Annotated in this window: 27 protein-coding genes and 1 tRNA gene; 21 read left to right on the top strand and 7 right to left on the bottom strand. The window is 44.4% G+C overall.

What is annotated here, in order from left to right; translation table 11 throughout:
• The first annotated feature begins 6 nt into the window (after positions 1-6).
• From AC6H04_RS02845 to AC6H04_RS02810, 8 genes are all read left to right on the top strand, one after another.
• The gene (locus tag AC6H04_RS02845; protein ID WP_497570266.1) at positions 7-564 is read left to right on the top strand and encodes an ECF transporter S component; all 558 of its coding nucleotides are present in this window, start codon (positions 7-9) and stop codon (positions 562-564) included.
• A gap of 85 nt (positions 565-649) precedes the next feature.
• On the top strand, positions 650-1,000 hold the full coding sequence (locus AC6H04_RS02840) for a hypothetical protein (protein WP_497570265.1): 351 nt from the start codon (positions 650-652) through the stop codon (positions 998-1,000).
• A 165-nt stretch (positions 1,001-1,165) separates the two neighbouring features.
• A complete protein-coding gene (locus AC6H04_RS02835) occupies positions 1,166-2,143 on the top strand; it encodes a polyprenyl synthetase family protein (RefSeq protein WP_497570264.1) in 978 nt (325 codons plus the stop codon).
• A gap of 227 nt (positions 2,144-2,370) precedes the next feature.
• Positions 2,371-2,703, top strand: a complete 333-nt coding sequence (locus tag AC6H04_RS02830) for a metal-sulfur cluster assembly factor (RefSeq protein WP_497570263.1) — start codon at positions 2,371-2,373, stop codon at positions 2,701-2,703.
• 24 nt (positions 2,704-2,727) lie between these two features.
• Entirely contained in the window at positions 2,728-3,636 is a 909-nt protein-coding gene (locus AC6H04_RS02825; protein ID WP_497570262.1) for a helix-turn-helix domain-containing protein, read from the top strand.
• A 112-nt stretch (positions 3,637-3,748) separates the two neighbouring features.
• Entirely contained in the window at positions 3,749-3,964 is a 216-nt protein-coding gene (locus tag AC6H04_RS02820) for a hypothetical protein (RefSeq protein WP_497570261.1), read from the top strand.
• Positions 3,945-4,340, top strand: coding sequence for a hypothetical protein (locus AC6H04_RS02815; RefSeq protein WP_497570260.1), 396 nt, complete (start codon positions 3,945-3,947; stop codon positions 4,338-4,340). Before AC6H04_RS02820 ends, AC6H04_RS02815 begins: the two co-directional genes overlap by 20 nt.
• Positions 4,333-4,596, top strand: a complete 264-nt coding sequence (locus AC6H04_RS02810; RefSeq protein WP_497570259.1) for a hypothetical protein — start codon at positions 4,333-4,335, stop codon at positions 4,594-4,596. Before AC6H04_RS02815 ends, AC6H04_RS02810 begins: the two co-directional genes overlap by 8 nt.
• A 246-nt stretch (positions 4,597-4,842) precedes the next feature.
• Here the strand turns inward: AC6H04_RS02810 and AC6H04_RS02805 are convergent, their stop codons facing one another.
• Positions 4,843-5,079, bottom strand: a complete 237-nt coding sequence (locus AC6H04_RS02805) for a hypothetical protein (protein WP_098826164.1) — start codon at positions 5,077-5,079, stop codon at positions 4,843-4,845.
• A gap of 239 nt (positions 5,080-5,318) precedes the next feature.
• Between AC6H04_RS02805 and asnB the strand changes: the two genes are divergently transcribed.
• The 5 genes from asnB (at position 5,319) to AC6H04_RS02780 (ending at position 11,186) form a co-directional block, all read left to right on the top strand.
• Positions 5,319-7,223 (top strand): asparagine synthase (glutamine-hydrolyzing), encoded by a 1,905-nt coding sequence (asnB, locus tag AC6H04_RS02800; RefSeq protein ID WP_497570258.1) that lies wholly within the window; start codon positions 5,319-5,321, stop codon positions 7,221-7,223.
• A 101-nt stretch (positions 7,224-7,324) separates the two neighbouring features.
• Entirely contained in the window at positions 7,325-8,863 is a 1,539-nt protein-coding gene (locus tag AC6H04_RS02795; protein WP_497570257.1) for a UDP-N-acetylmuramoyl-L-alanyl-D-glutamate--2,6-diaminopimelate ligase, read from the top strand.
• Positions 8,863-10,116, top strand: coding sequence for a carboxylate--amine ligase (locus AC6H04_RS02790; RefSeq protein WP_497570256.1), 1,254 nt, complete (start codon positions 8,863-8,865; stop codon positions 10,114-10,116). Before AC6H04_RS02795 ends, AC6H04_RS02790 begins: the two co-directional genes overlap by 1 nt.
• Before the next feature lie 4 nt (positions 10,117-10,120).
• Entirely contained in the window at positions 10,121-10,831 is a 711-nt protein-coding gene (locus AC6H04_RS02785; protein ID WP_497570255.1) for an aspartate/glutamate racemase family protein, read from the top strand.
• 124 nt (positions 10,832-10,955) lie between these two features.
• Positions 10,956-11,186, top strand: coding sequence for a DUF6290 family protein (locus AC6H04_RS02780; protein ID WP_497570254.1), 231 nt, complete (start codon positions 10,956-10,958; stop codon positions 11,184-11,186).
• A 409-nt stretch (positions 11,187-11,595) separates the two neighbouring features.
• On the opposite strand, the gene AC6H04_RS02775 is transcribed toward AC6H04_RS02780, so the two are convergent.
• Positions 11,596-11,943 (bottom strand): DUF1516 family protein, encoded by a 348-nt coding sequence (locus tag AC6H04_RS02775; protein WP_497570253.1) that lies wholly within the window; start codon positions 11,941-11,943, stop codon positions 11,596-11,598.
• A 227-nt stretch (positions 11,944-12,170) separates the two neighbouring features.
• Here AC6H04_RS02775 and AC6H04_RS02770 point away from each other — a divergent pair, with 227 nt between their 5' ends.
• Both AC6H04_RS02770 and AC6H04_RS02765 read left to right on the top strand, forming a co-directional pair.
• The gene (locus tag AC6H04_RS02770) at positions 12,171-12,386 is read left to right on the top strand and encodes a DUF2187 domain-containing protein (RefSeq protein WP_098826153.1); all 216 of its coding nucleotides are present in this window, start codon (positions 12,171-12,173) and stop codon (positions 12,384-12,386) included.
• A gap of 93 nt (positions 12,387-12,479) precedes the next feature.
• Positions 12,480-12,550: transfer RNA gene (locus tag AC6H04_RS02765), tRNA-Gly, on the top strand.
• Positions 12,551-13,035: 485 nt separating this feature from the next.
• On the opposite strand, the gene AC6H04_RS02760 is transcribed toward AC6H04_RS02765, so the two are convergent.
• From AC6H04_RS02760 to AC6H04_RS02750, 3 genes are read right to left on the bottom strand one after another with little or no spacing between them, the layout of a single operon-like run.
• Entirely contained in the window at positions 13,036-13,734 is a 699-nt protein-coding gene (locus tag AC6H04_RS02760) for a hypothetical protein (protein ID WP_497570252.1), read from the bottom strand.
• A 1-nt stretch (position 13,735) separates the two neighbouring features.
• Complete coding sequence (locus tag AC6H04_RS02755; protein ID WP_497570251.1) at positions 13,736-14,005, bottom strand: hypothetical protein; 270 nt, start codon at positions 14,003-14,005, stop codon at positions 13,736-13,738.
• Positions 14,006-14,020: 15 nt separating this feature from the next.
• Positions 14,021-14,377: a hypothetical protein gene (locus tag AC6H04_RS02750; protein ID WP_497570250.1), complete on the bottom strand. Its 357-nt coding sequence runs from the start codon at positions 14,375-14,377 to the stop codon at positions 14,021-14,023.
• Between the two features lie 397 nt (positions 14,378-14,774).
• Here AC6H04_RS02750 and AC6H04_RS02745 point away from each other — a divergent pair, with 397 nt between their 5' ends.
• Positions 14,775-15,161 (top strand): ASCH domain-containing protein, encoded by a 387-nt coding sequence (locus AC6H04_RS02745; RefSeq protein WP_497570249.1) that lies wholly within the window; start codon positions 14,775-14,777, stop codon positions 15,159-15,161.
• Between the two features lie 165 nt (positions 15,162-15,326).
• Here AC6H04_RS02745 and AC6H04_RS02740 read toward each other — a convergent pair whose 3' ends face one another.
• Both AC6H04_RS02740 and AC6H04_RS02735 read right to left on the bottom strand, forming a co-directional pair.
• Positions 15,327-15,524, bottom strand: coding sequence for a hypothetical protein (locus AC6H04_RS02740; protein ID WP_098826109.1), 198 nt, complete (start codon positions 15,522-15,524; stop codon positions 15,327-15,329).
• A 56-nt stretch (positions 15,525-15,580) separates the two neighbouring features.
• Positions 15,581-16,579 carry a LacI family DNA-binding transcriptional regulator gene (locus AC6H04_RS02735; protein ID WP_497570248.1) on the bottom strand — a complete coding sequence of 333 codons (999 nt, stop codon included), beginning with the start codon at positions 16,577-16,579 and terminating at the stop codon, positions 15,581-15,583.
• Positions 16,580-16,762: 183 nt separating this feature from the next.
• Here AC6H04_RS02735 and AC6H04_RS02730 point away from each other — a divergent pair, with 183 nt between their 5' ends.
• The 5 genes from AC6H04_RS02730 to AC6H04_RS02710 are packed head-to-tail and all read left to right on the top strand — an operon-like array spanning position 16,763 to position 22,269.
• Positions 16,763-17,854 carry a Gfo/Idh/MocA family protein gene (locus tag AC6H04_RS02730; protein ID WP_497570247.1) on the top strand — a complete coding sequence of 364 codons (1,092 nt, stop codon included), beginning with the start codon at positions 16,763-16,765 and terminating at the stop codon, positions 17,852-17,854.
• 6 nt (positions 17,855-17,860) lie between these two features.
• Positions 17,861-18,844: an ABC transporter substrate-binding protein gene (locus AC6H04_RS02725; protein WP_497570246.1), complete on the top strand. Its 984-nt coding sequence runs from the start codon at positions 17,861-17,863 to the stop codon at positions 18,842-18,844.
• Positions 18,845-18,859: 15 nt separating this feature from the next.
• On the top strand, positions 18,860-20,338 hold the full coding sequence (locus AC6H04_RS02720) for a sugar ABC transporter ATP-binding protein (protein ID WP_497570245.1): 1,479 nt from the start codon (positions 18,860-18,862) through the stop codon (positions 20,336-20,338).
• Positions 20,339-20,350: 12 nt separating this feature from the next.
• Positions 20,351-21,346 carry an ABC transporter permease gene (locus AC6H04_RS02715; protein WP_497570244.1) on the top strand — a complete coding sequence of 332 codons (996 nt, stop codon included), beginning with the start codon at positions 20,351-20,353 and terminating at the stop codon, positions 21,344-21,346.
• An 11-nt stretch (positions 21,347-21,357) separates the two neighbouring features.
• Complete coding sequence (locus tag AC6H04_RS02710; RefSeq protein WP_497570243.1) at positions 21,358-22,269, top strand: sugar phosphate isomerase/epimerase family protein; 912 nt, start codon at positions 21,358-21,360, stop codon at positions 22,267-22,269.
• Positions 22,270-22,469: the final 200 nt, after the last annotated feature.

Raw genomic sequence — 22,469 nt, 5'->3', positions numbered from 1 at the left:
ACAACAATGAAAAAACAATTTCATCTGCAAGATATTATTTTAATCACCATGATTGCTCTGATTTTCGGTGCTATCTTTGTGGGGACGGATTACTTGTACAACGTGCTCTCCATGGCTGTGGGTCCGTTTGCTAACGAAATCTTATTTGGCCTTTGGATCATGGCGGGACCGCTAGCTATTTACTTAACCCGGATTCCCGGAGCAGCGATTGTTGGTGAAGTGTTGGGCGCTGCGGCTGAGGTTATTTTTGGCGGGACTTTTGGTATTGCAGCGTTGCTTTCCGGCATCGTACAGGGTGTGGGGTCTGAGATTGGTTTTGCCGCTTGGCGCTATAAAAACTGGAGCTGGGCAAGTCTGTTGACCTCTTCTGTGACCACCACCATCGTTGCGTTCACCTACGAAGTCTTTAAACTAGGCTACACTAACTATTCAATCGGCATGATTGTCGCCTTGTTTACCGTTCGGCTGCTCTCGGTGATTTTCTTTGGAACGGTGTTAGTTCACAGTGTGTTTACGTTACTGGATCGTGCTCATGCATTGCGTCATCTAGGACCGGAAAAATAACAGGTGCAATGACTTGCTTCAAACCTCCAAATTGCGTATTTTATGGGCGTAGTCGTGTCGAAGTCACAAACTTTGGAGGCTTAAAATGATTAAAATCGAGGATTCAATTGCTCGTCTGGCTTGGAATACGGAACATCATTTTCTACACATTCAGGCTCAGCATGAGTTTATGCGCGCTTGGGCAATTCAGTTTGAGTTGGGTTATACGGATTTGCGTGTGATTCAGATGGCATTGCAGCTGTCAGAACCAGCGCAACCAGAATTATTGTCACAACTAACGGCAGCCTATCAGCAAGTGTATCAATACGAGTACGCCTTTGTTGCGGGTGGCCTCGATGGGTTTAACCAGCAATTCGGCAATCAAATTGCGGATTACGAACGAGCAGAAAAACAGTTGCTCAATATTTTAGACCAGATCAAGTTGTTTTCAGATTAAGTGTCTACCAAAAAGCCCGTTTAGTTTTTGACTGAACGGGCTTTTTGGTGTCCTAATGATGCATGAGTTCACAATCATGTGGTAACATGGTTAAAACACCATGATGACACATCAAGGGGGCCCATCAGGTGGATGGGTAATTTTAAGTAGGGGGAGTGGCAGTACATGGTTCACAAACTTTGGCATCAGTTTCCGAGGGTCGAAGAACGGCTAGAGGCGCTTCAACCGTACTTAGTGGAAGCAGTAAAGCTGCCAAATCAACCGATTCAACACCAAATATTAGCTTTGCTGCAGTCTGGTGGGAAACTATTAAGGCCCGGTTTCTTTTACCTTTTTAGTGAGTTTGGTCAGCAAAACGATGAGGATGTGTTGCGGGCGGGCGCGGCTGCGTTAGAACTACTGCACGTGGCGACGCTGATCCATGATGATGTCATCGACCAATCACCGTTGCGCCGTGGTGTCACAACAATACATACGCTTTACGGTTCTCGAAACGCCATTTACGCTGGGGACTACCTCTTTACGGTTTACTTTAAAGAAGTTTTGAAGACGACCCATGACATGGCTGAACTGCAGCTAAACATTACAAGCATGCGCAATATTCTGATTGGTGAACTTGAACAAATGAAGCTTAATTATAAGCGTAACGTCACGGAAGCAGATTATTTTCGTGAAATCACCGGTAAAACGGCTCAGCTATTTTGGTTAAGCTGTCGGCAGGGTGCGGTACTGAGTCGTAGTGATGATCAGGTCGTTAACTTAGCGGGTGAAATCGGTATGACGATCGGCAAGGCCTACCAAATCTTAGATGATATTTTGGATTATGATGGTCAATCACAGAAGACTAAAAAACCGGTATTAGAGGATTTGAAAGCCGGGGTTTATTCACTGCCGTTAATTTTAGCTATGGCGGATGCAAAAAGCGCCTTTAAGCCTTACCTGATTAAAAAACAGCGGATGACGGTGGCTGATTTGCGGACCGTTCAGCAGTTAGTCACTGAAAATAAGGGTGTGGAAAAAGCACGGCAGGAAGCTGCTGAACTGACACAAAAGGCACTAAAACTCATTGACCAGCTACCTGAACACCAAGTCAAGGCGGATTTAAAAACGCTTACGGCCATGTTATTAAGGCGAGATGAATAGATTCACTGGTGACTGTTTGGATGATGAGGGTGTTAAGTGCTGTTTTTAGTTGGTCCATTCGAGCAGGTGAACACTGCGGGATATCACTATTTTTCGCGCGAAATGCGTCTTATTGGGGCATAATTATGGTATGATTTAAGGCAGAAGAGTGAATGATCAAGGTGCCGATAGGCTTGGTACTGCAAGAAAAACAGGGCACTTTGTCTGATCATGAGGAGGTAACACGTATGTCTGAAGAAGTTGAAAAACAATTTACGCCAGTCGAAAACAAAGTGATGACAGCGTTGGAAGATGTCATTGACCCCGAATTAGGGATTGATATGGTTAATTTGGGCCTGATCTATGATATTAAAGTTGATGATAAGGGTAGCTGTGTGATTACGATGACCTTGACTACGATGGGGTGTCCACTGGGTAATTTATTAGCAGATTCAATTACTGAAGCGGTTACCTCAGTTGATGGTGTTGAAACCTGTGATATTAATCTGGTTTGGGAACCGGCATGGAGCATTGATCGGATGAGCCGGTTTGCAAAAGTGGCGTTAGGAATTCACGGTTAGTCAATAAGAATAGGGTTGATTTCAATGGATATCGCAAAATTTGTTCAGCGACGCAAATCGCTGCATATTTCTCAGGTCAGGATGTGCGAGGGCATCTGTACGCAATCAACACTGAGTAAGTTTGAATGTGGCGGCCATGTACCTTCACTGAAAATCTTATCGAAACTTTGCGCCAGGATCGGCCTCACCATCGATGACTTGAACGAATCAAATAAAGTTAGTGTTAATCAGCTCAAAGAAAGCTTAGACTCACTTGAGCGGGAACTGGTGATGGAAAATTACCAGAAGGTTTTAAAGGGTCTTTCAGTTATTGAAGAAAAGCAATTAGACTCAATGTTGTTAAAGATGCAGTTCTATTATTTGCGGGGGCTGATGGGTGCGTTGATCAATCAGCCACCTGAAGAAGTTTTGTATGATTTTTCGCAAATTTTAAACGATTTAGATGAGTCACACGAAACCATCTTTACGCAGTTGGTCTATGTGGGATCCGGTGTGATGTATAGTCGGTTGCAACAAGCAGATCGCGCGAACTTCTACTTTAAAAAGGTCCATTCGTTTATTCGCAACGTGTTAAAAGACGAACAGCTGTACTTTAATCGGGTGGGTGATAACTACTTGCGGTTGCTGACCATGGTTTTCTTCACGGCTAGCTATTACAATTCCGTGGGCCAGTTGAAAGCGAGTCAAAAGTTGGTTGATAAGGGTGTGGAGATGTGTTCGGAGCACCACGTCACTTATTTCCTACCTAGACTTAAGTTTTTGGCTGCGAAGAATGCCATTGAAGAAAAGCAGGATCAAGCAGTCATTGACCGTTTGATTAACGAAGTGTTGGCTTTTGCGCGGATCAACGATAACCAAGTGATTGAGGTTAAAGTCGCTGCTTTGAACACCCGGTATGAAAAGGGTGAATCTTTGGCGGATTTAACTCCATAAATAAAACGCATGTTACAGCAACTATGCTGCAGCATGCGTTTTAGTATAATCACTTGCGAATCCACAAGAACAAGACTATTCTCAATTTAAATCGAATTTGGAGGAAAAGAAAATGGAATTAACGCCTACTGATTATAATATTTTAGATGCAATTGCCTCAGGGAAAGTGGAACCTGGCACCAGTCCGAGACACTTTGTGGACTACTGCGATAATGTGATCGGTGGCAATCCGCAACCACTGATTGATGCGGGGTATATTGACGCGGATCCCTATATCAATGGCCTAACTGAGAAGGGAAAGCAGGCACTTGCCAATCGACAAAAATAGCATTGATTTTGGCAGTTATGAAAACGCTAAGCGGGCCATTTTAATCCAGCTTCAGCAATGGTATTGGCGAATTAGCGGTGTTGAAGAAGCGGTGCGCAAACAGCATGATTTTGACGCGGTGATTCAAGTCAATCATCAGCTGCGACAGGCTATTCGAGATAGCTATCAGGCCAATCAAAAGCTTTCCAGACGTGAGCCAATGGCCGCTCAACGGTTGCATCGACGGTATTTGCAGGTGCTGTTAGATCTATCGAGTCAAATTGTGTCTATCCCATCAAAATCCATGGCGTATTATGATTTGATTGGGTTTAAGGATCATCTATTACAAGCGATTAACTATATTGACGGTAAATCACCGAAAAAGGGGAATGATTGAGATGCAGTTGCTGATCGGCGATGTTGCAGAATTACGGATCCGAGCACGAAAGGCAGAAATTAAACTGTTTTTTGACAGTATTGGGTATCAGCTTTCGGCTAGCGGAGAGGAGCTGCTTTCGCTTAAGAGCGAGTATGCACAACTTAGCGTTAAGCCACCAGTGACTTTCGTGCGCTATGATCAGGATCATTTTCTGAGTGTTCGGTCAGATGGGAAAGATATGTCGTTGCCGTATGCGAAGAAACTGGGGAAGTAGTTGGGCCAAAGCCATTATCAGGCTCCAGCAGGCAGAGAGCTGCATGCAACTATAAAATGGCAAGATTCCAAAGTTCGGGAGCTTCCAACGCTTCACAATTTTTTCGGCACCTATGCCTTATCGGGCTCCAGTGAGCAGAGAGCTGCATGTAACAACAAAATGGCAGAACCCCCAAGACCAGGGACTTCCGCCATTTTGTTGTTACACTTCGCTCTCTAAGCGCTCACTTCCGCACCTAGATTGCACCTAGAATTTTTTCGACACCTTATACGGTTTTGAATTCCCCAACTCATTATCATGGGAAATTTCGTTATCTGACAGGAAAATGTCAAACTGCTTTTCGCTTTCCATACCCTTGACAACCAGGACGTGACCAGCCTGAACGTGATTCTGGCGATAGATCTGGGCACTTCTTACTGCTTCATCGTAGTCGTGGAAGTTGGCAATTGAATCACCGGGGTTAAAAAATATGAGATTATCCATTAAAATCACTCCATTCCTGATTCACTTCTATTATACCGCAAACGCTTTCAGGAGACGAGTTTAAAGAAAACGTTATAAGACGCGATGTTTCCTAGTATTACAGCGGTTTTTTTGATAAAATGAACATTGTTTTTGAATTACGTCTTGCTACATCTTTTAGTGATCGTTCAAGTCGTGAGATCGGCGTCTCTATTGCGTCGCATGAAACGGTAAATAAATGCTAAAAAGGGGATTACAACATGTGTGGATTTGTTGGTTATGTTAACCAAACAGATGTGCCTAGCGATACGATCGTGAAGATGGCCAACCGTATTCGTCATCGTGGACCTGATGATGAAGCTTACTTTAATGATGATAAGGTCTCGATGGGCTTCCGTCGTTTATCAATTATTGACCTTGCGCATGGTAAGCAACCCATGTATAACCAGGATCAAACTAAAGTTTTGACTTTTAACGGCGAAATTTATAACTACCAAGATATTCGTCAAGATTTGCAGAAGTTAGGTTACGAATTCCGGACAGACGTTGACTCAGAAGTTCTGATTCACGGCTACGATGCCTGGGGTCCAGATTTGCTTCAGCATTTGCGCGGGATGTTTGCGTTTGTCATTTACGATTCTAAAACCGGTGAAGTCTTTGGCGCCCGTGATCACTTTGGCATCAAACCATTGTACTATTACGACGACGGCAAGACTTTCCTCTGGGCTTCAGAAATCAAAGCATTCTTGGAGCACCCAAACTTTAAAAAAGAACTTAATGAAGACTTACTAGCCATTCATTTGAGTTTCGAATTTATTCCTTCTAAGGATACGATGTTTAAAAACGTCTTTAAGTTAATGCCTGGCCATTACTTTATTCATAAAGCTGATGGTCACACTGAAACTCACGAATACTATAAGTTTAATTACGATAATATCGATGAGAACCAAACAATCGAAGAGGATGCTAAGAAGATCCGTAAGATCGTTGATAATTCCGTTGATGCTCACATGATTGCTGACGTTGAAGTCGGTAGTTTCTTATCAAGTGGGATCGATTCTAGCTACGTGCTCAACGAAGCTGCTAAGCTTAAGCCAATTCAATCCTTCTCCCTGGGATTCAATAACTCTAAGTACAGTGAACTAAGTTGGTCAACTGAATTTGCTAAAGAAATCCACCAGGATAACACACCATTGACCATGACTGGCGACGACTACTTCGACATCTTACCAACCATTATGTACTACATGGATGAACCGTTATCTAACCCTTCAGCGATGCAGTTATATTACCTGTCAAAGGGAACTCGCGAACACGTGAAGGTTGCTTTGTCTGGTGAAGGTGCCGATGAATTCTTCGGCGGTTACAACACTTACCTGGAAGCAAAGCCGTTTGAACGTTACCAAAAGGCTGTACCACGCTTTGTTCGTAAAGGCTTGGCTAAAGCGGTGGTTAACTTACCAAGATTCCACGGTCGTCGGTTCTTAGTTCGTGGTGCCCAACCACTAAGTGAACGTTACTATCGTGTGAACTACGTCTTCGATTACCATGATCGGGAACGAATCTTGAAAAACCCTAATTTAAACCGTGATGCCGGTGAATACACTAAGCACATCTTTGATGATGTTAAAGACAAAGATGAAATGACTCAAATGCAGTATTTTGACATCAACACTTGGTTACCATACGATATTTTGCATAAGGCTGATCGGATGAGTATGTGCAACTCTCTGGAAGTTCGGACACCTTTAGTTGACAAGGAAGTTGCTAAGTTTGCGGCTACCATGCCAATCAAGACGCGGATTCGCGGTACTGAAACCAAGGTTTCTCTGCGGACAGCTGCGTTGGCTGAATTACCAGAACGAGTAGCCAAGAAGGAAAAGATGGGCTTCCCATCTCCAATCGCTACCTGGATCAAGCAAGATAAGTATCGTAAGCGGATCGAAGAAGCCTTTACTTCAGACGTTGCTAAGAAGTTCTTTAACACGGATGCTTTACTTGAGATTCTTCAAGAACATATCAACGGGAAGTCATCCATGCAAAAGATCTTTACTATCTACACTTTTATTCTTTGGTATGAAGTTTACTTCCCAGAGGATACGTCAGCAGATACCATTAGCAAGGTTCGTCGTACGGATATCGATAAGATTCCGGTCGCTAACTAAACTGCATTTTTCCATATGAAACCGGCTGAAATGTCGGTTTCTTTTTGGATAGAATGGTGAAATAATAGAATTTAAGCCTCACTTAATTGGAGATGAAGACCGTGTCACTTGATATCACCCAAGTGGTGACTTTATTAGATGAACATGATTTATTAAAAACGGTCACAATGACTGATTCGCAGCAGCAGTTTCAGCACGTGAACTATAATTCACAAACGGTTAAGCCCGATACGTTGTTCTTTTGTAAGGGGAATTTTAAACCTGCTTATTTACAAGGGGCTAAAGAAGCTGGCGCCACGGCTTACGTTTCGGAGACCCCTTACGATGAGGGCCAAGGATTGACTAGCATTATCGTGACTGATATTCAAAAGGCCATGTCATTACTAGGTGCTGCGTTTTATGGCTATCCTCAAAATGACCTCTTTATCATTGCTTTTACAGGGACTAAGGGAAAAACCACCTCGGCTTACTTTACTTATGGTATTGAACAGGCACATACTCATGATCGAGTAGCGCTGTTTTCAACCATTGATCGGATCGTGGGTAATGCTCCCGAGGACCGGTTTAAGTCGGATTTGACAACTCCTGAATCGCTGGATCTGTTCCATGATATGCGACATGCCGTGGATAATGGCATGACACACTTAGTCATGGAAGTGTCCTCGCAAGCGTACAAGAAGAACCGGGTGTACGGATTAAAGTACAACGTTGGGATTTTTCTCAACATTTCACCGGATCACATTGGTGAAAATGAACATCCAACTTTCGCGGACTACTTGCACTGCAAGGAACAGCTGCTGGTTAATGCTGAAACCTGCATTATCAATGCGGAAACGATGCATTTAGCGGACGTGTACTACGCTGCTAAAGCCACAACACAACCGGAAAACATTTACTTGTACGCACGAGAAGGTGCCAAACTGGAAATGCCGCTGGACCTTGACGTGACTTTCAAGAATACCAGTGAAACGCTACATCAAAGCAATTTTCAAGTGACTGCGGTATCCGAAAAAGCAAAGCAACTGGCCGTTGATGGCAGTTATGAATTACACGTTCCTGGCGACTTTAACGAGAGCAATGCTGCTAGTTCAATCATCGCCAGTGCGCTGTCCGGTGCCAGTTACGATAACGCTAAGACGGCATTAACGGATGTTCACGTTCCTGGACGGATGGAAATGGTGACCAGCAAAAATCACGGTACGATTTATATTGACTATGCCCATAACTACGGGAGCTTGAAGGCACTGCTGAGCTTTTTGAAGGTTCAAACTGGCGCTGGCCGAGTTATCGTTGTCATTGGGAGTACCGGAAATAAGGGTGTTTCCCGTCGCGAAGGCTTTGGTAAAGCACTGAGTGAAGAGGCTGACGTGGCGATTTTGACCACGGATGATCCCGCTTATGAAGACCCAAAGAAAATTGCTGAAGAAATCGACGCTCATATCGATCATCAGCGGGTTAAAGTGCAGTACGTTATGGACCGCAAAACCGCCATTGAAACGGCGATTAACATGAGCACGCAAGATGATATTGTGGTGCTTGCTGGTAAGGGTGAAGATGCCTTCCAGAAGGTGAATGGTGTGAACACCCCATACCCAACCGATGTCACAATTGCTAAAAACGCTGTGGAGGAACTTCAATAATGCAAGAAACACCAAAATTTACCCCAGTTTTATTGGGAAGCGACTTTAATGTATACGGCATGGCACGTTCGTTTTATGAACTCTACCATCAACCAGTGAAGGCTATCGCGTCTATTCAACTAGCCCCAACCCGATTTACTAAAATTGTTGATCTAGAACTAATTCCCGGCTTCTCTGAGGATCCGGTCTGGATCGACTCAATGCGTAAAATTAAAGAACGTTATCGTGACCATCAAGAGCCAGTCATCTTAATTGGCTGTGGAGATGGTTACGCAGAGTTGATTGCCAAACATAAAGATGAGTTATCCGACGTGTTTGTTTGCCCATACATCGACTATGATTTATTGAAGCAATTAAACAATAAGGAACGTTTCTACAAGATTTGTGACAAATACAATTTGCCATATCCTAAGACGCGGACGATTTCCAAGGAAGAGCATGACAGTCAGACAGTTGTTGAACAGCCCTTTGACTATCCAGTTGCCTTGAAGCCAACTAATAGTGTGGAATGGCTGGACGTGCATTTTGAAGGCCGGAAAAAAGCTTTCCGCATTCAATCTCGCGCAGAGTTCGATAAGGTATTGGATGCGGCTTATGCCAACGGTTATAAGTCAGACTTTATTCTTCAAGACTTCATTCCTGGTGACGACAGCAACATGCGGGTACTGAATGCATACGTGGATCAGCACCACCACGTTAAGATGATGTGCCTAGGCCACCCGTTGTTGGAAGATCCAGCACCATCGGCCATTGGTAACTATGTGGCCATTTTACCGGAATATAACGAAGCCATTTATAAAACCATCAAGGATTTCTTGGAGAAAATTGAGTTTACCGGTTACGCCAACTTTGATATGAAGTATGATGTACGTGATGATACATTCAAATTATTCGAAATCAATCTCCGACAGGGACGTAGTAGTTTCTTCGTGACGCTCAACGGTTATAATTTGGCCGATTGGGTGGTTAAAGATTACGTTAAACAGGATCTGGTTGATCAACCAACTGTTTACGGTAATCAGGACGAAAGTAAGCATGCGCTTTGGCTGGGAGTCCCAGCCAAAGTCTTCAAAAAATATGCCCGTGAGAATGCCGATAAGGATCGCGCACTGGAACTGATCAGAGCCGGCCGTTATGGGACTACTTACCAGTATTCACACGATATGAACTTGAAGCGTTGGGCATTGATTCAGTGGATGGATCATAATTACTCGAAGAATTTTGACCGCTATTTTGCTGAAAACAAAGGGTGATTTTATGGAACACTTTTTTACGATCATCGGTGGTATGGGAACGGAAGCCACTGAAACTTACATTCATCAGTTAAACGAACGGACGCCGGCTAATCAAGATCAGGATTATCTCAACTATATTCTGGTCAATCATGCCACGGTGCCTGACCGTACCAGCTACATTAAGGACCATAGTAAGCCAAACCCGGCGATTCCACTGGTGAACGACATTAAGTTGCAAAGTCAGTTAAAGCCCGATTTCTTTGCCTTACCATGCAACACGGCGCATTACTTTTACGATGAGATGCAGGCAGCTACCGATATTCCAATTCTGCATATGCCTCGCGAAGCAGTTAAGGAGATCGGTAAGAAGTATCCTGACGCGCGTCGAATCGGTTTAATTGCCACCGAGGGGACGATTTATGACCATATCTATGATCATGAGATTATGGATGCGGGCTACGAATTTTTAGCTCCTAGTCAATCTGTTCAAGACCAGACCAACAAGCTGATCTACGACTGTATTAAAGATAATAACGTTGTGGACCGTCAGCTGTATCATGGGTTAGTCCAACAAATGTTTGATGAAACCCACTGTGACGCGTTGGTTCTGGGCTGCACCGAGCTTTCTTTGGCGCAGGACCGTGAACCAGTGACGGATAAGCCAATGATTGATAGCCAGTCAATCTTGGTTGATCGGTCGTTGGAGTTGGCGTTGAAAGCACAAAAGGGATAGTAAATAAAAAGATTAGCTAGAACTTCTAATACTGAAGACTAGCTAATCTTTTTTATCTTCTATGCTGCAAAAAAATAGTCTGAAAGTTGTTATAATATTCTTAAGCAAGAAAGGACTGACCGCAATGGCCGATACAATAGTTACCTCATTACGCTTTAAAAAAGACCAATACGATAAAGTTAAAGCACAGGCTGATTTTAATGGTGTTTCAGTAACGACCTACATGCGTCAAGCTGTCTTAGAACATGCTGAAGATGAAACCGATTATCAGGACGCGGCTGTTAATCTAAAAGCTAGCCATGGTAAAACTGTCGGTCGTGCCGAGGTTATGGCCTGTCTGGAAATGAAGCCATGACCGCATATCACTGGAGTTTTGACCAATATGCTGAAAAACAATTTTCCAAATTAGATTCTCAAATCCAGCGCCGCTTAGTCTGTTGGTTAAGACAGTCACATCGAGGGTTATGATAACCCTCAGGCGTGGGGCAAAGCCTTAGAAGGAAATTTAGAAACTTTTTGGTGTTACCGAGTTGGGAGTTATCGAATCATTGCTGACATTGATGATGATGGGCATTGTATTGGTCGTAAAGACTGCTAAACGCAATGATATCTATAAATAATCAAAAAGCGGTCATCCAATTAAGGATGGCCACTTTTTTAACTTATTAAATTTCTATTGATGGCTTTTAACCGCCACCGCACCGCTGACACGATGAAAATGATCAGGGCTCCCAACAATTTCGGCCGTACATGGTCGTAATCGATTAAATAGAATGTAGTGTCGTGACAATGCCTACCGCTGCCGTTATTAAAATTGCAATGGTGACGACAATACTCCAAGCAATGGAAAGGTCATGTTCCTGTTTGCGGCCAAAAGCAACTTCAATTAGTACAATGACGCTGACAGCTAACAAGCCTTTTGTTGAAACCAACAGTGGGGCGTGGTTGAAGGTTCTAATCATTAACACGACAGTTGCACACGCCATAATGAGATAAACCAGGCGGTCAATAATGAGCCACTGGGCAATCTTTTTCTCAGATGTTCGGTTTAAACCGATAATGGTTACTGGGATAAGTAATATTAAACTGATGAAGTAAATGGTCAGCCACATACAAGTCACATCCTAGAATAAAATATATTGCATATTGGTAGTAGTTATCGTTAATTATTGTTATCTTAAGTCTACCACGAAGGCGTTATGAAACTCATTTTCAATTTGAAAATCTTAAGGAAGATTAAGTTTACGGAAAGTTTCAGTATTATGAAAATAAGCCTTGTATTCACTGGCTAAATTTGTTATCATCTTTTTCATCATGCGAAGTGGAGGGAGACAACCCAATGGCAGAACATCAAGTTGGCGACTATGTAAAGGGTAAAAAATTTGGCTCTTTTGAACATGACTTTGAAGGGGAAATCGAGAAAATTTATGAAAACTCGGTATTAATTCACATTTTAAGTTATAACAAGAGTGATCGTATTTTGGTTGGTGAACTTAACAACCGCGCTATTGTGCGTAAAGAAGACGCTGAACCGGCAAAAGCAAAAGCCGAATAATGAAAATAACGGTAAACTATTTCAGAAAAGCTGATTTTTATGCAATTTCATGCTGACAGATTAAGCTGAATATGATAATATAGTTACTGTTATGCGGGTGTAGTTTAGTGGTAAAATCCAAGCTTCCCAAGCTTGAGTCGCGGGTCCGATTCCCGTCACCCGCTTAAGAGAACAACGCGGTGCAGAGCTGATCCGAAAGGGTTGGCTCTTTTTTATCAGTTGGGTTATTTGAGCGAATTAGAATGGATTTAAAACGGTACGGACAACATTACGGGCAGCATCAACCAAGATAAACAAGGTTAGTGAGTAAATACTACGAAAAAATTTTATAAATTAGTAAATTAGAGTTATGTGCTGTTCACATGATAAATCGTTTTAAAAAGTCGAATTCCAAGTATTTAACGGATTTTAATCAACAAGTTACAAAAATACCACGGCTCATGTTATAACTGAGTCGTGGTAACAGTAGAACGATACCTATAGACTATCGTTAAACAACTAAAGAACCGTCGTTAACTGTCCAAGGCTATTCTGGGCGGTTTTTTAGTATCGTTAGAAATTTCCAAATAGTGCAGCACTAAATTTTGTATGGGAAAATAAACAATAATCATTGAATCTGATACGTTCTGAATTAATATATCACTTTCGTCTACATGAAAATGATAGGCATTACGAATATGAAGGTTACGATTGTAACGAAGCCTTCTAGGCCCTGCTGAAATTTTGTTGTAGCTGGATGCAACGCAGATTTTCGGATGGCCTGATATTGCCGTTGATACTGATCATCTTGATTAATCGGTAGAAAATTATGAATAATTCTCACTATACGTCGGTGATTTATCCATTTAAGAACAAGGATCAAGATTATACCGGTGAGTATAAGTGGACCTGTGAGTGCAAAATCATTGCGGATGCCTTGGCTTAGATGAATTATCCATCCTTGAGTTACGGCTACGGCAGTAGTGGTGTAAAGATACAGCAAGTATTCTACGATTCTTAAATGCTGATACTTTGAGTAAGGTTTAATCAAAGCACGAGTTAAATTGAATAAGCTGGAAAATTGAGTTGTTACTGGGAAATCGATTTTATTCATCCTCATCATCCTCAGAGTCCATTTCAACATCTTGCCCCAGTCAACTTCGGGAGTGTCAACCGACCCGTACTTTTTTGCTTGATTATCAATGGTATTCCACCAATCTGATGAATTATCATACTGATCCTCAGCATTGACTTCAGCAATCATTTCGTCTAAATCGACTGCTTTGTCATTCTTTCGTGAGTCTGACAAGCGAGCAATTTCCTTCATATTCTTTTTATATTGCTTTTTCCGCTGTCGTTTATTTGCCATTTCAGTCATCGCTTTCTAGGTCAGCCATCAATTCATCAATCGAATCATATGTTTTTAATGTTGAATGTGACGATTTCGCATCATGAATCGCTTCGTTTACAGCTTGTTGTGTACGCCAATTGAGAATACCTTCATTTTCAACCTGCTCATCAAGCCATCGGTCAGCTTCTTCCTGTGTTTTAAGATCTTTAGGGCGTCGGTCCCAAATCTGACGAACTATTTTGTTAGCCCACTTGTTATAATTCTTTTTCCGTTGCCGTTTATTTGGCATCTTATACACCTCATATCACAATTTATCCCAATCAAGATCATCAATATTTTCAAAATCAGCATCGGTAGAATTTTGTTCAAGCTCTTCAATTTTAGCCAGTTCCGTTGGCGTCAAAAGGTGTTCAAGAAAATTAGAATCTAGTTTTCTTAACAACTGTGCTGACACACCGATTAAAGACTGAACGTGTTTTAACTGATCCATGGTCAAATAGGTTTCACGTTTCAACACCTTATTCATTTCCTCGTGATTCATGTGCAGCATATCTGCCAACCAATCAGCACTTAGATGCCGATAAGCTAGCGTTTCTTTAATGGTGTCGGTGGCAGAAGTCACGGAATAATTTCGGATTTTGTTTTGCCGGTTTAATGCCATGGTATCAGTTCCTTTCGGGGAATTTAATAGCATTGGCAATCTTAACTAGAATATGTGAATGCTGATGTTGCCAACACATCTTTCAAGAATATTATAGCAAGATTGAGGAAAAACTTGTCGGAATAGCCTTGCTTTTGCTAATTTATTTACTGCTTTACCTCGCAGTAAAACTAGTGCATTTCTATCAGACTTCGAACCGAAGCTAAACGATTATTGGCATGGTTGCTTAAACTGTCCAATTTATAAGCGCTTTTGGTTAAATTAAAAAGTGATAGAAAATATACTAACATTAGGGACGTAAGTTTTTTCAAACAAAAAATCACGTGAAAACATTGATATACCGCAAACTTTATGTCATGATGACGATATAAATTTTGTGATGAAATGAGGCGAAACTATGAAAGCGCTATCACTTAGGCCAGACTATGCTTTGGACGTGCTTGTAGGTGATAAAACCATCGAGTATCGCAGTTGGCCGACGAAGTATCGCGGTGACTTGTTAATCTGTGCCACGGCCTATAAGATACCTGGAACCATCCCAGGCCACGCCATTGTGGTGGTACGACTTAAGGACGTTAATAAGTTGGATGATCATCAGTATGCATGGCAGCTTGACCGGCTGCGTACCATTGAACCGTTTCCAGTAAAGGGACAGCAGCGACTATTCAACGTCGATGATTCATTAATCAAATATCATCCCGAAGTTGATGATGAAAACAATCCCAGTGATGAGGTAGTTGACGCGTTCGTTGACAAGTATCTTGTGCCATTGATGTATGATTAAACGGATTGGTAAATTGAACACTATAATCACGACCAAGTAAAATAGCACTCCATCACAAGGGGTGCTATTTTACTCTTGGTTGATCCATAAAAAACGTCTATCCATTACGAATAGGCGCTTTTTGTATAACCTTTCAAGATTGCGGTTGAGCCGGCCAACTACATCTTATTCATCTTCCATATCCTCTAACCACGGATTCTCCCGGTCTGGCTTCCAGTAATAGCTGGTGACTTCGGCATCGTATTCAGCGGCCACTTGATTAGCAATCTTACGGCTCTTAATAATGCGGGCCTGTTCAATATCTTCGGTGAATTGGCCGTCACGATTCAGGTATTGGTCATTTTTGAAAATTAAATTAATCATGCGATCGAACTCCTTTATTAGCGAAAAGCTTTAGTCCATTTTACCACCCAAACGCCCTACGTACTTTCCCTCACCAACAACGACGCCTCCAACACCTCATGCCGTTCCGGTGCGTTCTTACGGGCAATCTTTTCCTGCAGAATCTCGCAGGCCTCGTGACCAATTTCGTAGGCGGGTTGCTTAATGGTGGTGAGCTTGGGGGAGACCACCGTTGCTAAGAAGGTATTATCAAACCCCACGACTGAAAGGTCATCGGGGACCTTGCGACCTAAATGGCGAGCCGTCTCCAAGGCGGCGATGGCAAAAATATCTGAGGTTGCGAAAATGGCATCGATTTCGGCTCGAGTTCGGAGCAAGTCGGTGACTTTAGAGAGTGCCAGGTTATAGCGGATACTGTTGATGTGCAGGATCAAGTCCGCATCAAAGGGTAATTGCGCGCGACGTAATGCTTGTTTATAGCCGGCTTCTCGTTGGCGAGCGTACTTGTGATTCGTGGTGGCGTTGATCAGCGCAATGTGGCGGCGCCCAATTCTTGTGAGGTAATCGGTGGCCTTTTGTGCCGCAATGTCGTCATCAATGCCAACGTAGGACATCTCGGTCCCTTCCAGATATTCAGAGCACATCACTAGTGGAATCTCGTGGTTGAGTTGGTAGGCGGTTTGATTATCAGGGAGAGCGGCTAGGGCGATGACGCCACAGTAGTTCGCGTCCTTCAGCATATTCAGGTAGTAATCAATATCAGTGTCAATTTCCTTGACTACCAGCAGAGCAACGTTGAGGTCATGAGCGGTAGCAGCGTTTCGGATCCCCTCTAATACCGATGAGTTGAAGGGATTAGATAGATTCGGAATCAAAACGGCGACGGTGGTGCTCTTTGCTGGCTGACGGGTGTTAGTGGTGTGATAGCCCAATTCCGCTACCAACGCATCGATTGTTCGCTGTGCCACTGGGCTGACGTTGCCACGATGGTTGATTGCCCGCGAGACCGTGGCGATTGAATAACCGGAGGCTGTAGCGATGTCTGATAATGAGGCTAGCTTTCGTTTACGACTCATCGAGATCCCTTCTTTCTCATTTGTCACTCATTATAGCACGGATTTTCTTAAAAACGAGTGATATATAACGTCATACTGTAAATATTACAGTATATTTTGCAAAAATTACGTTGACTATCACGTGTAATAATCGTATTCTTTGCTTGTAAGCGATTACACATTGTTTTAGAAGGAGGTCACGGCATGGATGTTGCGGTCATTGGGACTGGCTTCATTGGTAAGCAACACATCGAGGCGATTCGGCGGGTTCCGGGGGCGCGCTTGGTTGCGGTGTGTGAGCCTAATGAAGCAGTTGCCAAACAGCTCAGTCAAGCAATGGAGATCCCCCGGTACTACACAACAGTTGAGGACATGTTGGCACAGGAGCCAAACTTGCAAGTCGTTCACAACTGCACACCGAGTAGTTTCCACTTTGCTATCAATCAGCAACTGATTTCGGCTGGTGTGAACGTCTACTGTGAAAAGCCGTTTACCAGCAACGCTGAACAGTCGGCGATTTTAGTACAACAACTGGCAGAAAGCGGACTCAAAGGAGGCGTTAACTTCAATTACCGGCATAATCTGATGGTGGAAGAGATGCGCGAACTGGTTGCTGATGGTTCGATTGGGCGACCTTGGTTCGTCAATACCGAATACCTGCAGGACTGGTTATTGAAACAAACTGACTACGATTGGCGGGTGGACGCCGAGATTGGCGGGCCAACCCGTGCAATTGCCGACATTGGTTCTCACTGTTTTGATACGTTGCAGTACATTCTGGGCCAGCACATCGTCAGTGTAGAGGTTAAACGACTCCAGGAATATGCGACTCGCTTTCGGGATGGCCAGGAAGTGCCGGTGTCAAATGAAGATGCCGCTATCATCTTCGTGACCTTTGAAGACGGCCTATCCGGCTTGATTCGGGTGTCACAGGTGACCGCCGGCAAAAAGAATGACCTTCACGTTCTGGTTGAAGGTCAAAAACAGGCGCTGGAATGGTATCAGGAACGACCAGATCGCTTGTGGATCGGTCACCGAGATCAGGGCAACGAAGAACTATACGCTGCCAGTCAGTATTTACATGGTCAAGCCGCAGTAGATGCGGAACTCCCAAACGGCCACGCGGTGGGGTGGAAGGACGCCTTTACTGCTGGTATCCAGGCCTTTTATGATGACGTGAACGGCAAGCCTAGTGCCGGTTACGTTGATTTTTCAGAAGCAGATTACTTAATGCGGCTGGTTGACGCTTGTGTCGTCAGCGATGCCCAACAAAAACCAATTCAACTTCAGGGGTGAATAGAAATGAAAAAAGGATTACTCGTTAAGATACTTGGTGTTACCGCACTTGCAGCCACGATGATCGGTCTGGCCGGGTGTAGCAGTTCGTCATCAGAGAAAAAATCCAGTGACTCATCAACCACTACTAGTAGCAAGACCCTCGCCGTCGTAATTCCTAGTTCCGACCACGGGTGGGAAGCTGGCGTGAACTACTACGCACAACAGGAAGTTAAGAAATTAGGACTGAAAAAGTATAAAATTGTTACTTCATCTTCCGTTAACGAACAGGCTTCACAAATCGACGATATGATCTCCCAAAAAGTGGGTGCTATCGTCCTCCAGCCACAAACTGACGAAGTGTCCGTTGCGGCGAAGAAGATTGTCAATGCCAAGATTCCACTGGTTGTCTTTGACCGGAAAGTGGATGCCAAGTACACCGGCTACGTGGCGGGTTCCAACCCTCAAATTGGGCAATTATCAGCTAAAAAAATTGGTGACGAATTGAACGGAAAGGGGACCGTTGCAGTCTTAAACGTGCCTAGTTCTGGTTCTGTGAGTGCTGAACGGACTGCCGGTTTTAAGAAAGTCATGAAAGCCAGCTACCCAGACATTAAGTTGGTTAATATGACGGCTGACGACTTTACGCAGGAAAAGGGCTTGAAGGCGGCAACTGATATGCTGCAATCTAACAAGCAAGTTGATGGTATCTTCTCAATCGATGATGAATCGTCAATTGGGATCTTACAAGCCGTGAAGGATGCTAAACGTACTGACATCAAGATCATCTCTGGTGCCGGTGGGGACCAAGCCTACTTCAAACAAATTAAAGCGGGTGGTGACATTACTAAGTTTACGGCAACTTACTCACCAGCCATGATTGGCGATGCCATCAAGTTGGCAAACCAAGCGATGAACGGCAAGGACATCAAGAAGGATACCATCATTGCCCCAACCATCGTTACGAAGGATAACGTTTCTAAGTTCTTGGACGCTAAATCGCCATACTAAAGGTCGGTGATACGGATGACTGATGTCGTGAAGATGCGTCAAATTGAAAAAGCCTTTGGGGCCAACGCCGTGCTGAAACGGGTTGATTTTACCTTGGCAACAGGGTCGATTCACGCCTTATTAGGTGAGAACGGGACGGGAAAAACGACCCTGATGAACATTCTCACCGGCGTGTATACCAAGGATCACGGCGACATTGAGATCGATGGCGCACCCGCGACACCGGCCAGCCAGCAACAAATTGCCTTTATCCATCAAGAACTCTCGTTGGTCAATGATTTGAGTGTGTATGAAAACTTGTATTTAGGCCACGAACTCAAGCATTATGGGTTATTACGTCGGCGGGAAATGATTGAGACGGCTCAATCGTTTGTAGATCAGATTGGCATCAAGCTAGACGTGACCACTATGGTAGGTGACCTGAATCCGTCATATAAGCAGATTACCGAAATCGTGCGAGCACTGATGCGTGACGCCAAGGTGATCATTATGGACGAGCCCACCACCTCATTAACGGATGTCGAGATCAATGATGTGTTTAAAATGATGCGCACGTTGCGAGATCAAGGAGTTAGCTTGATTTTTATCTCGCATAAGCTCAATGAAGTTCTGGAAATTTGTGACACCTATACGATTATGAGAGATGGGGTCGTTGTGAGCTCGGGTCCAGTGACGTCAGAACTCACAGAGGTCCAGTTAAGTAATCAGATGGTGGGCAAAGAACTGGCTAATAGTGAAATTTACCAGCCCCGACCGCTGGGAAAGCCAGTTTTGACGTTGAAAGGATTAACGAAGGCGCGTGAATTTCAAAACGTTGATCTTGTGGTTCATGCCGGTGAGATTATTGGCGTGACCGGTTTGCTGGGTGATGGTCGAAGTGAGCTTTTCAGTGCTGTTGTGGGTGCAACCGCCTTTGATGCGGGACAGGTATTGGTCAATGAGCGACCAGTTCGCATCAGGACCACCGCGGATATCAAACGGTACGGTATCGCTTATTTGCCGAAGAACCGCAAAGAAAACGGCATCGTGCCGGATCTTAATATTGAAGAAAACATGGCGTTACCGATACTGGGGCGGCTATCTCGCGGTGGGCTGATCCAGCGTGGCCAGCTCACGGCTACCGTGCAGCGTTACGTGAAGCAGATCAACATTAAAGTGGCGGACGTTAAGGATGTGATTGGCTCGTTATCTGGTGGCAATCAGCAAAAGGTTCTGTTAGCAAAGGCCCTCTGCACGAACCCCAAAGTGGTGATTTTAGATAATCCCACCCAAGGAGTTGACGTGGGCGCCAAAGCCGAGATTTACCATCAAATTATGGATCTTGCTAAAACGGGAATCAGTTTCGTGATCCTCACCAGTGAGATCGGTGAGATTCAACAACTTTGTGACCGCGTCTACGTCATGACTCATGGCGAGATTCGGGCGGAACTTCCCCACAACGCCATTAACGAACGCGACATTATGCTGGTAGCAACTGGCGGACAATTAGATTAGGAAGGTGAGTTTATGACAAATACGCAGGAAACTTCAGCATCTAAACACAAGCATCGCAGTCTGAAGGGATTGATCGCGGACTATAGCGCCATTTTCGCCTTTCTGATCCTGTTCATCGTGGCTGTGCTCCTGAAGGGGTCGATCTTCTTAAGTGTCAGCAACATCATGAACATCTTAATGAATAACTCGATCATCGGAATCATCGCTTTGGGTATGACCTTGGTCATCATTACGGCAGGTATCGACTTGGCCGTTGGTTCTCAGATGGCCGCCACTGGCCTAATTGCCATGACGATTTTAAATGCCACTCAGAGCATCTTTTTAGCCATCGTCGCTGCAGTGTTTGCGGGACTAGTGTTCGGTGCCATCACTGGCGGTCTGATTTCAAAGTTTGGGGTGCCAGCCTTCATTGTGACGTTGGGTACCATGCAGATCTACCGGTCAGTTTCTGAATACTACTTTGATGGTGGTGGGATATTGGCAACCGGTCGATCGGCTAGTGCCTTTACTGCGATTGCCAACACCAAGTTATTTGGTATCATTCCAATGCCGATGATTTACTGGTTTGCGCTTTGCATTCTCATTAGTGTGATTGCGCGACGGACAGCGTTTGGACGTCACGTTTACGCCATTGGTAGTAACGAGCGTGCTAGCTTTCTGTCCACAATTAACGTGAACCGAGTCTTGTTAGCGGTGTACGCGTTATCAGGTGTGCTGGTGGCGCTGGCGTCGATTATTGAGGCATCGCGGTTAGGCAGTATGAACTCGGCGTCTTCCGGAAGTGGCTACGAAATGGATGCCATTGCTGCCGTTGTGATTGGCGGTACCTCCATGGCGGGCGGCCGCGGAACGATTTTGGGAACGGTATTCGGCACCCTGACCCTTGGTATCATTAATAATTTAATGAACCTACTGGGAGTGCCATCGTTTCTGGTGGGCGCCATTAAGGGTATCATCATCATTGGTGCACTGCTGATCCAGCGGTCCGTATCTAAGGAAGAAAGTTAGGTGGGGTCATGATGAAATTAGGGTTGTTAAGTGCCATTTTGGCGGACATGTCGTACGAAGAAGTGATCGACTACGTGGCTGCACGCGGGTTAGGCTGTGTGGAATTGGCAGCTTGGCCCAAGGGTGACGGTGCCCGTCGCTATGCGGGTGTTTCTCACGTTGACGCGGAACGGTTAACACCGGCGCGGGCGGAGGAGATGCGGGCGTATGCGGCTGACCGGCACGTTGAGATTTCAGCGTTGGGATATTACCCCAATCCGCTATCAGCAGACAGTAATATTGCCGAAACTGCGATTACCCATCTTTACCGGGTGATCGACGCTGCTCAGATGATGGGCGTACCGCTAGTCACCACTTTTCTGGGGCGTGACCAGTACCGGACTGTGGCGGAGAATCTCGAATTAGTAGCTGAGGTTTGGCCGCCAATCATCGAGTATGCCAGAGATCGTGGTATTCGAATCGGCATTGAAAATTGTCCGATGCTGTTTACCGATGATGAATGGCCTGGTGGTCAAAACATCATGACTTCACCGGCAGTTTGGCGGCAGGTGTTTGACATCTTGGATTACGATAACTTTGGCGTGAATTATGACCCGTCACACTTCGTCTGGCAGATGTTAGATTATCTCAAACCCATCTATGAGTTTCGGGATAAGTTGTTCTTGGTGCATTTTAAGGACATTAAGTTACTACCCGAACGATTGGCTGAGGTTGGCACCATGGCAACACCACTGTCGTATATGGTTCCCAAGTTACCCGGTTACGGTGACATTGACTGGGGCCGGTTTGTGTCAGCCTTGAGTGATGTTGGCTACGTGGGTAACACCAGCATTGAAATCGAAGACAAAGCGTTTGAGGCGGATGCCACCCAGGTGGATACGGCGATTCGGCATTCGGTGACGTATATGCGGAATTTTGTGTGATGCTTTAGTTTGGGGTAGTGTGTTTCTACAGAGCTGACCTGAGAGGGTCGGCTTTTTTGCTACAACTATGTAAGTAAGGCCTCCCAATATAGTCCTGTATACGTGAAAAAATTGGTCTTACGTTTACGCATTCTAGCCAGTACAATAGAATAAGCTGAAAAAAGCGAAAATTAGTAAGAATTCAAGCGAGGCGAAGGGTT

The sequence above is a fragment of the Secundilactobacillus sp. MJ173 genome, from assembly GCF_059704265.1.
Note: the sequence above shows the minus strand (reverse complement) of the source record. Positions and strands in the feature narration are given on the sequence as shown.